The following is a 12,610-nucleotide window of genomic DNA, read 5'->3' on the forward strand; positions in this document are numbered from 1 at the left end:
TCACGAGCGACGCGTTCCGTTCTGACGCGAGGTGGATGCCTGGTTCCTGCGTGAGGTGGGTGCTCCCGGCGCGAGGCGGGCGCTTCCGGCGCGAGACGGGCGCTTCCGGCGCGAGGCAGGTGCCAAAGGTGAGTGTCAGAGGTGGGTGTCAGTGGGGTGCGGCATCATCGGGGTGTGACGCGACGCCTGATGCTCCTCGACACCTCGTCCCTCTATTACCGCGCCTATTTCGGGGTCCCCGACACGGTCAGGGCTCCGGACGGCACGCCGGTCAACGCCGTGCGCGGCCTGCTCGACTTCATCGCCCGGCTGGTCCACGACCACCGCCCGGACGACCTCGTGGCCTGCATGGACGCGGACTGGCGGCCGCAGTGGCGGGTCGATCTGATCCCCTCCTACAAGGCGCACCGGGTGGCCGAGGAGACCCCGCCCGGGCAGCCCGACGAGGAGGAGACCCCGGACACGCTGGCCCCTCAGGTGCCGGTGATCGACGATGTCCTGGACGCGCTGGGCATCGCCCGTGTCGGCGTCGCGGGGTACGAGGCCGACGACGTGATCGGCACGCTGTCCGGCCTCGCGCCGGGCCCGGTCGACATCGTCACCGGCGACCGCGACCTGTTCCAGCTCGTCGACGACAAGCGGGGGGTGCGGGTGCTCTACCCGCGCAAGGGCGTGGGCGACTGCGATCTGGTCGACGACGAGCTGATCCGCACGAAGTACGGAGTGCGACCCGATCAGTACGCCGACTTCGCGGCGCTGCGCGGCGACACCAGCGACGGGCTGCCCGGCGTGAAGGGCATCGGAGAGAAGACGGCGGCCCAGCTGATCAACGAGTACGGCGACCTGGCGGGCGTCCGCGCGGCCGCCGCCGACCGCTTCTCCAAGCTGACCCCGGCCAAGCGCAGGGGAATCCTGGAGGCGGCCGACTACCTGGACGTCGCGCCGAAGGTGGTGCGGGTCGCGATGGACGTGGAACTGCCGACGTTCGACCCCGTGCTGCCCTCGGAGCCGCTCGATCCAGCCACCCTGGAGGAGCTGGTGGCCCAGTGGGGCCTGGCCGGGGCGACCGGCCGGCTGCTCTCCACTCTTCGCCGGTGACGCGCCACTTAATCAGGTGCTGCTTTCGCCCCCATGGTGCTAACTTAGGTAATCCTAACTAATAGTGGATCAGGTTGGACCAGGGGAGCGCACAGTGGCAGAACGCCCGTCTCGCAAGGCACCGAAGATCAACGAGGCGCAGGTGGTGCGTACCGAGCGGCTCACCCCGCACATGGTGCGCCTCGTGTTCGGCGGTGAGTCGCTGGCCGGGTTCGGCGCCGGCGAGCACACCGATCACTACATCAAGCTCCTGTTCCCGGCCGAGGGCGTGAGCTACCCGGAGCCCTTCGACATGGAGCGGATCCGCGCCGAGTTCCCGCGCGAGCAGTGGCCGAGCACCCGCGCCTACACGGTGCGCAACTGGGACGCGGCGGCGGGCGAGCTGACCGTCGACTTCGTGGTGCACGGCGACGAGGGCCTCGCGGGCCCGTGGGCCTCCCGCGTCCAGGTGGGCGAGACGGTGCGCTTCCTCGGCCCCGGCGGCGGGTACGCCCCGGACGCGGCGGCCGACTGGCATCTGCTGGCGGGTGACGAGAGCGCGCTGCCCGCGATCGCGGCGGCCATGGAGCGCATGCCGGTGGGCGCGGTGGTGCACGCCTTCGTCGAGGTGACGGGCCCCGAGGAGGAGCAGAAGATCAGCACTCCGGACGGCGTCACGGTGACCTGGCTGCACCGGGGCGAGGCCCCGGTGGGCTCCGAACTGGTCGGCGCGGTGAAGGACTTGGAGTTCCCGGCGGGCGAGGTGCATGCCTTCGTGCACGGCGAGGCGGGATTCGTGAAGGAGCTGCGCCGACTGCTCCGGGTCGAGCGGAACGTACCGCGCGAGCGGCTCTCCATCTCGGGTTACTGGCGCCTGGGCCAGGACGACGACGCGTGGCGCGCGATGAAGCGCGACTGGAACGAGCAGGTGGAACGCGAGCAGGAGACCCCGGCGGCCTGATCCGGACGGGGGTGAGTCACAGCCCCTGAAGCCCTCCCCCTCCCCTGCTCCCCTGGACACCCCCGGCGCCCGCTTTAACGCCAGGGGTTTCGCCGTCGCTCAGGCCCGGCGCCGCCCGTTGGCCGGGGCTTCGCCGTCGCTCGACGCCCGTACGCCGCCGTCGTCCTCCACGCCCAGCAGCCGGCCGCCGTCGCCCTCCTTGCCGTACATGCGGGCCGACGCGTCCTGGTGGGCCATGCGGCGGGCGGCGGAGAAGACCGCCTCGCCGAGGACGGTCCCGATGACCACGGTCTCGACCAGGTCCTCTCGGCTCGCCTTGCGGCCGACGTAGCCGAGGTCGGCCGCGGCCACCCGCTCGGCCGCCTGCGCGTACTCGTCGAGGACCTCCGCCGCGAAGTCGCCGTGGCCGACCCGTTCCATCGCCGCGAGCGCGCCGGCCAGGGCTTCCGCGGCCGGGCCGCCCGGACGGGTGCGCCAGCCCCGGCGCTCGATCAGGGCCGCCACGTCCTCGCGCGCGGCCTCCAATTCGGGATCGTCGGGCTCGCCGTACCGGGGCACGATGCGCTTGGCCGCGGCGCCCAGCACCTCGTGCACGGGCCGCTCCGGGTCGTCGACGGCGCCGAGCACTTCACCGACCGCCTGCACCGAGAGCCCGCCCACGTCGATCAGCGCGCGCACCAGGCGCAGTCTGCGCTCGTGGGAATCCCCGTAGCTCGCCTGGTTGGGGCTGGTCAGCTCGCCGGGCGGGAGCAGCCCCTCCCGGACGTAGTACTTGATCGTCGGGATCGCGACCCCCGTCCTGCGGCTCAACTCACCGATGCGCATCGCGTGTTCACCTCATCCGGCCTTGCCAACGCATCACCCCATCATAGATAGTCCCACTATCGGATAGCGGATAGTGCCGCTGTCCATTCTCTCGGGGGTGCTCCATGTCCTTCTTCTCCCCTCTGATTCCTCTTCGCTCGTGGCACCGGCCGCTGGTGGTCTTTTCCGGGGCGATGGCCGTCTTGGCCGTCATGTCGGTGGTGGGGCTGATCGCGGACGACCGGGTCCTGGTCGGCGCGCCGATCTGGGCGAAGCCGCTGAAGTTCTCGGTCTCGTTCGTGGCGTACTGCCTGACGCTGGCCTGGATGCTCCAATTCCTCACCCGTGGGCGGAAGTTGGGCCGGTGGGCCGGGACCGTGGTCGCGGCGACCGGGGTGATCGAGATGGTGATCATCACCGGCCAGGTGATCCGCGGCAGGCGCAGCCACTTCAACCACCAGACGCCGTTCGACGCGGCGCTCTACAACGTGATGGCGGTGACGGTCGCCGTCCTGTGGTTCGCCACCCTGGTCGTCGCCGTGCTCCTGTTCCGCAGCACGATCACCGACCGCGCGTCCGCCCGGGCGATCCGGATCGGCGCGGTCCTCGGCCTGGTCGGCGCCGGGCTCGGCTCCCTGATGACGCAACCGACGCCCGGCCAGGTGCGCGGGTCGTCGAACATCGTCGGCGCGCACAGCGTGGGGGTGCCCGACGGCGGCCCCTCGATGCCGCTGACCGGCTGGTCCACGACCGGCGGCGACCTGCGGATCCCGCACTTCGTGGGGATGCACGCCCTCCAGCTGATCCCGCTCGCCCTGATGGGCCTCGTCGCGCTGGGCGCCCGGGTCCCCCGGCTCCGCGACGAGCGCGTCCGGGCCCGCCTGGTCGCGGTGGCGGGTGCGGTGTACGCGGCGGTGCTCGCGCTGCTGACCTGGCAGGCGCTGCGCGGCCAGCCGCTGATCCACCCCGACGCGGCGACGCTGAGCGCCGTCGGCCTGATCGCGGCGGCGGCCGCACTGGGCACGATCGCCGCCCTGCGCATGCCGGTCGGGGACGGCCGGACCCGTACGCCGGAGAGGGCGAAGCAGCCCGTGGCGTGACCGGCGCCGCGCGCGGAAGGGCCCGGCCCTCCGAGACGACGGAGGGCCGGGCCGCACAACAGACTGTGATCTAAAGGGAGTTGGCGCACACGGCCGGGTCGCTACACGGACTTCTGGTACGAGCGGAACGTGCGGGTCGACAGCCAGACCGCGACGATCGCGAGGGCGAGGAGGGCGCCGCCGCGGCCGAGGACGATGCCCCAGTCGGGGTCGGCGGACACGGCCGAACGTCCCGCCACCATGGCCCAGTTGAGCGGGTTGAAGTCGGCGATGTGCCGCATCCAGGCAGGCATCTGGGAAGGCGCCATGAACGCCGAGGACAGGAAGGTCAGCGGCAGCAGCAGGAAGGTGTTGATGCCGATGATCGACTCGCGCTGGCGGACCAGCATGCCGAGCGCGTTGGAGAAGGCGCCGAAGACCGTGCCGAGCAGGATCGCGGCGACGGCGAGGATGACCAGACCGCCGAGGCCGCCCGGGTAATGGGCGCCGCCGAGCTTGCCGAGCAGCAGGATGATCACCGTCTGGACGGCGATGCTGATGCCGTTCTGTACGACATTGGCGTTCATCAGGGCGCCGCGGCTGACCGGGGTGGTGAGGAACCGGTTGAGCGTGCCGCGCTCGATCTCCTCCAGGGTGCCCATGCCGGCCCACATGCTGGAGCCGAGCGCGCTCATCACCACGATGCCGGGAACGAGGTAGTCCAGGTAGGAGGTGGTGCCGAAGCCGCCGAGCTGGACGACCTTCTTGAAGAGGTTGCCGAAGAGGAAGAGCCAGATCACCGGCTGGATGAGGGTGATCAGGAGATAGGCGGGCTGCCGGAAGATCGCCATCAGCTGACGCTGCGTCATGTACCAGGTCTGGGCGAGGGCGTTGGAGTGCAGGGGCGCGGGGTTTGCGGACCGGGTGCTCATCGGGATTCTCCCGCGGTGGCGAGGGCGGGGGCTTCGGCTGCCGCCTCGGCCTCGGAGTAACGGCGTCCGGCGTAGCGGAGGTAGACGTCGTCGAGGGAGGGGCGGGCCACGGTCGCGGCGGCGACAAAGGCTCCGGCCCGTTCCAGGGCGGCGAGCAGGACGGGGACGGCGGCCGCGCCGTCGTCGGCGCGGGCGCTGACGCGGCGGCCGTCGAGCAGCACTTCGTGCACGCCGGGCAGCCCGGAGAGCGCGTCGCGCAGCAGGGAGCGTTCGGTGACGGCCTCGCGCAGTTCCACGTGGACGGCGTCGCCGCGGAGTTCGCCCTTCAGCTCGTCCGGGGTGCCTTCGACGACGACCCGGCCACGGTCGACGATCGCGATCCGCTCGCAGAGCCGGTCGGCTTCTTCGAGGTAGTGGGTGGTGAGCACGATGGTGAGTCCCTCGTCGCCGGCGAGGCGGGAGATCTCGTCCCACATCGCGGCGCGGGCCTCGGGGTCGAGCCCGGTGGTCGGCTCGTCGAGGAACAGCACCTCGGGCCGGTGCACCAGGCCGAGCGCCACGTCGAGGCGGCGCTGCATGCCGCCCGAGTAGCCCTTGACGATGCGCTTGGCGGCATGGCCGAGATCGAACCGTTCGAGCAGCTCGTCGACGCGGCGGCCCAGGGCCGCGCCCGTCAGCCCGTACAGGCGCCCCTGGAGCTGGAGGTTCTCGCGGCCGGTGGCGACGGGGTCGGCGCCGGACTTCTGCGCCACCACGCCGATCGTGCGGCGGACCCGGTCGGGGTGGCGCAGCACGTCGTGCCCGGCGACGGTCGCGGTGCCGCTGTCGGGGCGGGCGAGGGTGGTGAGGATCTTGACGGTGGTGGACTTGCCGGCGCCGTTGGGGCCGAGCAGTCCGAAGACCTTGCCGGACTCGACGGTGACGGCCATGCCGTTGAGGGCGGTGACATCACCGGGGTACGTCTTGATCAGGTTGCGCGCCTCTACTGCGGGCGCCCGGGTGCTCATGACGGGGCTCTCCTGTGGTGAGCTGGGGTGGTCGGTATGACGGACCGTTCCGCTGAGAAGCACCGGGCTATCCTTGGCGTGCCGCACCTTCGATCGCCTGGCCTGCTCCGCGCGGGTCGGGTCCGGGGTCGCAACCCCCGGTGTGGGCTGCTGCAACAGCCCGTACCGGGGTTTCTTTTTCTGTGCGGCCCGGCCTAGAGGGTGTCCCCCGGCCGGCCGCGTGAGTGATCCTGATCCTCCAACTGCCGCCATTCTTCGGGGACTTCACCCGTGGAATGCCAGCTGCGCCATCCGTCGACGCCGCTGAGGGTGCCGTCGGCCATCTCTTTGAGGAAGCCGCGCACCCACTCCACCTCGGCGTCGATCATGTGGAGCTGGTACTCGCTCTCCACGAGGAAGACCCGGGGCAGCGTCTCGCACAGCTTCCGCAGCGCTCCACGGAGCCCCGCGGCCCGCACTTCCAGCGTATTGACCCGCTGCTCAAGCAGCGCGGTGACCTCGTCGGGCGGGAGTACCCCCATGAGGGAGAGCGCCGTCTCGAAGATCGGGAACTCGTGCACGGGCACCGAGACGATGTCCGCCATCCAGTCGAGCATCTCCTCGCGCCCCGCAGGGGTGAGGGCGTAGAGGGTCCGCTCGGGCCGATTGCCCTGCCGCTGAACATCGGCAACCTCGACGAAGCCGTACTTCTGCAGGTTCTGGACGACGGTGTAGAGCGACCCGTAATTGATCTTGATGCTGTACTCCTTGCCGCGCTGGCGCAGAGTCGACGCGATCTCATACGGATGCATCGAAGCCCGCTCGGCAAGCAACACCAGGACGGCCAGCGCCAAGGGATTACGCAGCTTGCGCCGCCCGGCCGCCATGGCCATCACCTCGTTCCCGAATACTCGTGGCCGAACATATCGCGATAGGGGTGAGGTGTCAAGCGCGATGTATCGCGAATTGGGCCTTGAGGTCGTCGAGTTCGGTGACCCGTTCGCAGCGCCGTACGGAAGCTCGCTAGCGTGGCCGGCATGGGTATCGAAGATCGCCACAATCTCGCCCCCTTCGGCAGGGGCGGGACCGCACGCCGGGCGGACCGAGTGGCGGGGGCCGTGGTCGGCTCGGCGGTGGGCGATGCGCTGGGGGCGCCCTTCGAGTTCGGGCTGCCCGGGGTGTACTCGGCGCGGTTCCCCGACGGCGTCGGCACGATGTGCGGGGGCGGCGGCTGGAACCCGGGCGAGGCCACCGACGACACACAGATGGCCGTGCTGGTCGCCGACTCGCTGCTCGCATGTGGCGGCCTCGAACCGGCCGACATCTTCCGGCGGTTCCAGCGCTGGGCGGTCTCCGACCCCAAGGACATCGGGCTCCAGACCGAGGACGTCCTGACGAACGGCGAGCCCTGGGACCGCGCGGCCGCACTCCACTTCCAGGTCAACCGCCGCGCGGCGGGCAACGGTTCGCTGATGCGGGCCACCACCGCAGCGGTGTACTTCGCTGACGCCGGGCGCGAGGCGACGATGGCCGCGGCCCGCCGCATCGCCGCCCTCACCCACGGAGACCGGGCCGCCTGGGAGGGCACGGCGATCTACCACGACCTGATACGGGCCGCGCTGACCGGCGCCGATCCCCTGTCGGCCGTGCCGGACGCGCTGGCCGCCGTCCACCCCGACCACCGCGCCCGCTGGTCGACGGTCCTGGCACCCGACTGGCATCCCGATGACGCGACGGAGTTCAACGGCGCGGTCTGGCCCTGCCTCGGCTCCGCTCTCTGGGCACTGCGCACGACGGACTCGTTCGAGCGGGCGCTCGGCGCGGCGATCGACCTGGGCGGCGACACGGACACGGTGGCGGCGGTAGCCGGCGGCCTGGCGGGCGCCCGCTACGGCCTCCCCTCCATTCCGGCGCGCTGGACGACCCCCCTGCACGTCCCCCTGCCGGGCTTCGGCGACCGGGTTCTGCGGGTAGCCGAACTGAGCACCCTGGCAAGGGAGTTGGGCGGGGGTTCGGGCGCGTGAACGGCTCCGGGTGCCGACCCTCGGCCGGGGGCCCACCTGCCGGCCGCACCCAGAAAATCACCCCGGGATCAGCGCGCACCCGCAATACGCAGCGCAGCATCAGCCGTGGCCGCCGCGAAGACCGTGACGTCGCGGCCCGGCGCCGAGCGGTGGATCAGGATGACGCCCTCGATCAGGCCGAAGACCAGGTCCGTGCGCAGCGCCAGCGCGTCCCCGTCCAGGTCGGCACAGGCGTCGGTCCCAGCGAGCAGCTCCCCGTACGCCGCCTTCAGTTCGGCGCGGTTGCGGTGGAACACGGCGAAGCGCTCGGCGCGTACCTCGGGGAGCAGATAGAGCGCCCCCAGGTTGTACGTACCGCCGCACAGCAGCTGCACGTCCGAGCGGCACAGCTCGCGCAGCCGGTCCTCGGCGCTGCGCGAGGCATCTTCGAGGAGCCGCCGCGCGAGCTCCAGGGAGGGGGTGACCGTCGACTCCAGCAACTCGGCGAGCAGGTCCTCCTTGCCGGAGAAGTAGTGGTACATCGTGGCCTGCCGAAGCCCCACCCGGTCCGCCACCGCCCGGGTCGTGGTCGCCGCGTATCCGTGCAGCGTGAACAACTCAGCGGCCGCGCACAGCAGTTCATCCCGTGCGGCCAGCCCACTGTCCGGCCGCTGCACAGCCCGCGGCCGCCCGACCCTTCGACCCGTCGTGGCACTCATAAATCCGATCGTCGCACACGCGGCCGAGGGGGCGGCCGGGGTGACATTTCCGGGCTGCTCCGGAAGCCGCCCGCTGTCCCGGCCCACGGTCACGGCGTACGACCCGACTTGCGAGGCACCGAGTGGCCGAACCCGACGGAAACGGACATGAAGCGGCCCCCGCCCACATCCCCGGCGGGGGCCGCTCCAACCCGGCGGCACGGAGCCCCGTGCCGCCCAGACACTCAGCCGACCGAGCTGTACGCCACGACTCCCCGCAGCAGCGCGTCGACCGCCCTGCGGGCGTTCTTCGCGACCGTGCTGTTCTCGCGCGGCGCCGCCGCCGCGATCTGGCCGAGGACGTCGATGACCTGCTTGCACCAGCGGACGAAGTCGCCCGCGGGCATGTCTGCCTCGCGGAGCACCTCGTCCAGGCCCTTGTCGGAGGCCCACTGGTAGGCGGCCCAGGCGAAGCCGAGGTCGGGCTCGCGCTGGCCCACGCCCTCCGCCTGGTTGATCTTGTGGTCCTCTTCCAGGGCGTCGAGCCGGCCCCAGATGCGTACCATCTCGCCGAGCGCGGCCTTGGCCTTGCCGGAGGGCGTCTTGGGCGCCACCGCGTCGTCCGACTGGCGGGCTTCGTACACCAACGCCGATACGCAGGCCGCGAGTTCGGCCGGACTCAGGCCTTCCCAGACTCCCGCGCGCAGGCATTCGCTGGCCAGCAGGTCGAGCTCGCCGTACAGGCGGGCCAGGCGCTTGCCGTGCTCGGTGACCTCGTCGTCGCGCAGGTAGTCGAGCTCGGTGAGCAGGGCCACGATGCGGTCGAAGGTGCGCGCGATGGTGTTGGTGCGGCCCTCGATGCGCTTCTCCAGCTGCTTCGTGTCGCGCTGGAGGCGGTGGTAGCGCTCGGCCCAGCGGGCGTGGTCCTCGCGCTCGTCGCAGCCGTGGCAGGGGTGGGCGCGCAGGGCGGCGCGCAGCCGGGTGATCTCGCGGTCGTCGGCTGCTTCGGAGCGGGCCTTGCGGTGCCGCTCGGGCACGATGTGCCCGGCCTTGGTGCGCAGCGCGGACGCCAGGTCCCGGCGGGACTGGGGCGAGCGCGCGTTGAACGACTTCGGGACGCGCATCCGCTCCAGGGCCTCCACGGGCACCGGGAAGTCCATCGAGGCGAGCCGCTTGACCTGCCGTTCGGCGGTCAGCACGAGCGGGCGGGGCCCGTCGTGCTGCTCGAAACCCCGGTGGCCGTTGGTCCGCCCGGCAGGGATCCCGGGGTCGAGGACCAGGGCGAGGCCGGCGAACTTGCCGGTCGGCACGTGGATGATGTCGCCCGGCTTGAGCTTCTCCAGGGAGGCCGCGGCGGCCGCCCGCCGCTGGGCCGCGCCGTGTTTGGCGAGCTCGGTCTCGCGGTCCTTGAGGTCGCGCCGCATCCGCGCGTACTCCTCGAAGTCCCCGAGGTGGCAGTGCATGCCCTCCCGGTAGCCCTCCAGGCCCTCCTCGTTGCGCTGGACCTGGCGCGAGATGCCGACGACGGACTTGTCGGCCTGGAACTGCGCGAAGGACGTTTCGAGGAGCTCGCGCGAGCGGTGCCTGCCGAACTGCTGGACCAGGTTGACGGCCATGTTGTACGAGGGCTTGAAGCTGGAGCGCAGCGGGTAGGTGCGCGTGCCGGCGAGGCCCGCGAGTGCCCCCGGGTCCATGCCGCGCTGCCACAGGACGACGGCGTGGCCCTCGACGTCGATGCCGCGCCGCCCGGCCCGGCCGGTGAGCTGGGTGTACTCGCCGGGGGTGATGTCGGCGTGCTGTTCGCCGTTCCACTTGACGAGCTTCTCCAACACCACGGAGCGCGCGGGCATGTTGATGCCCAGGGCGAGGGTCTCGGTGGCGAAGACGGCCTTCACCAGGCCGCGTACGAACAGCTCTTCCACGACCTCCTTGAAGGTGGGCAGCATGCCCGCGTGGTGGGCGGCGATGCCTCGCTCCAGGCCTTCGAGCCATTCGTAGTAGCCGAGGACGTTCAGGTCCTCGCCGGGGATGGACGCGGTGCGCTCCTCGACGATTTCGCGGACCTTCTGGCGCGCTTCCTCGTCGTTGAGTCTGAGGCCCGCGTACATGCACTGCTGTACGGCGGCCTCGCAGGCGGCGCGGCTGAAGATGAAGGTGATGGCCGGCAACAGGCCTTCGGCGTCGAGCCGTTCGATGACTTCGGGGCGGCCGGGCGTCCAGATCCGCGAGCGCGAGCGGCGCTCGCGCTCGCGGTCGGCTTCGCGGACCATCTTGCCGCGGCGCCGGTCGCGCGGGTTGTACGTCTTCTGGTTCTCCATCCGCGCCATGCGCAGCAGGTCGGGGTTGACCTCGCGCCTGGCGACCCCGCGCCCGCCGTGGTCGGACTCCTCCTCGAAGAGGTCGTACATCCGCCGGCCGGCCATGACGTGCTGCCACAGCGGCACGGGGCGGTGCTCGGAGACGATCACTTCGGTGTCGCCGCGGACGGTGTCCAGCCAGTCGCCGAACTCCTCCGCGTTGGAGACGGTCGCCGACAGCGAGACCAGGGTGACGGACTCCGGAAGATGGATGATCACCTCTTCCCATACGGCGCCGCGGAAGCGGTCGGAGAGGTAGTGCACCTCGTCCATCACCACGTATCCGAGCCCGAGCAGCGCCTGGGAGCCCGCGTACAGCATGTTGCGGAGCACTTCGGTGGTCATGACGATCACGGGTGCGTCGGCGTTGACGCTGTTGTCGCCGGTCAGCAGGCCGACCTTGGAGGCGCCGTAGCGGCGCACGAGGTCGGCGTACTTCTGGTTGGACAGGGCCTTGATGGGCGTGGTGTAGAAGCATTTGCGGCCCTGCTCCAGGGCCAGGTGCACGGCGAACTCGCCGACGATGGTCTTGCCGGAGCCGGTGGGGGCCGCGACGAGCACGCCCTTTCCGGCTTCGAGAGCCTGGCAGGCCTCGATCTGGAAGGGGTCCAGATCGAAGTCGTACAGGTCGCGGAAAGGTGCGAGCGCGGTGGCCTGCTCGACGGCGCGGAGCCGGGCAGCTGCGTACGCTTCGGCTGGTGAGAGGTCCTCTGTCATCTTGTCTTCGAGCCTACCCGCCGCCTCTGACAGAGGTCGCGATCTTTATTGGAGGCCGGGACTGACGGCCTTCCGGCCGGGCGCCGGTACGGGTGCCAATACCCGTACGGCGGCGCGTACACACTCCGCGGTGAGCGGGAGCGGGCCGAGGCGTTCCCCGTCGGCGTATCCCGTGATGCCGTCCGCGGCGAGCGTGATCGAGGCGACACGGTGGGTGGTGACCTTGGGGTGGCCGAGATGGGTGCCCCTGTAGACCTGCGGGAAGACCTTGATGAGGGTCGCCCGTGAGCAGTCGCCGACGACGGTGACGTCGAAGAGCCCGTCGGTGAGGTCGGCGTCGGCGCAGATGCGCATGCCTCCTCCGTAGGAGGAGGCGTTTCCGACGGCGATGAGGGTCGCCTCGATCTCACGGGTCTCGCCGTCGTCGAGCGTGATCTTGTACGGGACGGGCTTGAAGGCGGCCAGTTCGGCGAGCATCGCGAGGTCGTACTTGAAGCGGCCGCCGGGCCACCGCATGCGGTTGCCGCGGTCGTTGACCTTGGAGTCGAAGCCGGAGGCGAGGACGGTGGCGAACCATCGGTCGTCGGTCCTGCCGAGGTCGATGTCCCGGATGTGCGCGCCCTTGAGGGCTCGTGCCGCGAGCTCTCCGGCGCGGGCCGGGTCGCGTATCGGCAGGCCGAGCGCGCGGGCGAAGTCGTTGCCGGTGCCCGCGGCGACGACGCCGAGCGGGGTCGTGGTCCCGGCGACCGCCTGGAGGGCGAGGTTGACCATGCCGTCGCCGCCGACGGTGATGAGCGCCCCGGTGCCGCCCTCGACGGCCTCACGGGCGCGGCGCAGCGCGTCGTCCGCGTCCTCGCCGAGCACGGTGCGTACGGAGAACCCGGCGGCCCGCAACGCGGAAGCGGCCGGCTGCGCGGCGTGCGCGCCCCGGCCGCGTCCTGCGGTGGGATTGACGAAGAGGGTGATCTCGCTGGTCACCCGCCGGACCCTACAAGG

The 12,610-nt window shown here is 71.2% G+C and carries 11 protein-coding genes; 4 read left to right on the top strand and 7 right to left on the bottom strand.

The window, feature by feature from the left end; genetic code table 11:
- Window positions 1-189: 189 nt before the first annotated feature.
- Complete coding sequence (locus ACWC2B_RS21200; protein ID WP_450718927.1) at window positions 190-1,098, top strand: 5'-3' exonuclease; 909 nt, start codon at window positions 190-192, stop codon at window positions 1,096-1,098.
- Between the two features lie 94 nt (window positions 1,099-1,192).
- A complete protein-coding gene (locus ACWC2B_RS21205; protein ID WP_450718744.1) occupies window positions 1,193-2,038 on the top strand; it encodes a siderophore-interacting protein in 846 nt (281 codons plus the stop codon).
- 99 nt (window positions 2,039-2,137) lie between these two features.
- On the opposite strand, the gene ACWC2B_RS21210 is transcribed toward ACWC2B_RS21205, so the two are convergent.
- Window positions 2,138-2,863: a MerR family transcriptional regulator gene (locus ACWC2B_RS21210; RefSeq protein ID WP_450718746.1), complete on the bottom strand. Its 726-nt coding sequence runs from the start codon at window positions 2,861-2,863 to the stop codon at window positions 2,138-2,140.
- A 173-nt stretch (window positions 2,864-3,036) separates the two neighbouring features.
- Between ACWC2B_RS21210 and ACWC2B_RS21215 the strand changes: the two genes are divergently transcribed.
- Window positions 3,037-3,942, top strand: coding sequence for a hypothetical protein (locus tag ACWC2B_RS21215; protein ID WP_450718748.1), 906 nt, complete (start codon window positions 3,037-3,039; stop codon window positions 3,940-3,942).
- A 101-nt stretch (window positions 3,943-4,043) separates the two neighbouring features.
- Here ACWC2B_RS21215 and ACWC2B_RS21220 read toward each other — a convergent pair whose 3' ends face one another.
- The 3 genes from ACWC2B_RS21220 to ACWC2B_RS21230 form a co-directional block, all read right to left on the bottom strand.
- A complete protein-coding gene (locus ACWC2B_RS21220; protein WP_450718750.1) occupies window positions 4,044-4,853 on the bottom strand; it encodes an ABC transporter permease in 810 nt (269 codons plus the stop codon).
- Entirely contained in the window at window positions 4,850-5,860 is a 1,011-nt protein-coding gene (locus ACWC2B_RS21225) for an ATP-binding cassette domain-containing protein (RefSeq protein WP_450718752.1), read from the bottom strand. The genes ACWC2B_RS21220 and ACWC2B_RS21225 overlap by 4 nt, the downstream gene beginning before the upstream one ends.
- Window positions 5,861-6,054: 194 nt before the next feature.
- Entirely contained in the window at window positions 6,055-6,726 is a 672-nt protein-coding gene (locus ACWC2B_RS21230) for a PadR family transcriptional regulator (protein WP_450718754.1), read from the bottom strand.
- A 150-nt stretch (window positions 6,727-6,876) separates the two neighbouring features.
- On the opposite strand from ACWC2B_RS21230, the gene ACWC2B_RS21235 reads away from it, so the two are divergent.
- Entirely contained in the window at window positions 6,877-7,863 is a 987-nt protein-coding gene (locus ACWC2B_RS21235; RefSeq protein WP_450718755.1) for an ADP-ribosylglycohydrolase family protein, read from the top strand.
- 68 nt (window positions 7,864-7,931) lie between these two features.
- On the opposite strand, the gene ACWC2B_RS21240 is transcribed toward ACWC2B_RS21235, so the two are convergent.
- The 3 genes from ACWC2B_RS21240 to ACWC2B_RS21250 all read right to left on the bottom strand — a co-directional run bounded on the left by ACWC2B_RS21240 (window position 7,932) and on the right by ACWC2B_RS21250 (window position 12,592).
- On the bottom strand, window positions 7,932-8,561 hold the full coding sequence (locus ACWC2B_RS21240) for a TetR/AcrR family transcriptional regulator (protein ID WP_450718757.1): 630 nt from the start codon (window positions 8,559-8,561) through the stop codon (window positions 7,932-7,934).
- Window positions 8,562-8,785: 224 nt separating this feature from the next.
- On the bottom strand, window positions 8,786-11,614 hold the full coding sequence (locus ACWC2B_RS21245; RefSeq protein ID WP_450718759.1) for a DEAD/DEAH box helicase: 2,829 nt from the start codon (window positions 11,612-11,614) through the stop codon (window positions 8,786-8,788).
- Window positions 11,615-11,659: 45 nt separating this feature from the next.
- A complete protein-coding gene (locus tag ACWC2B_RS21250) occupies window positions 11,660-12,592 on the bottom strand; it encodes a diacylglycerol kinase (protein ID WP_450718761.1) in 933 nt (310 codons plus the stop codon).
- Between the last annotated feature and the right edge of the window lie 18 nt (window positions 12,593-12,610).

This window comes from Streptomyces sp. NPDC001415 (genome assembly GCF_053597395.1).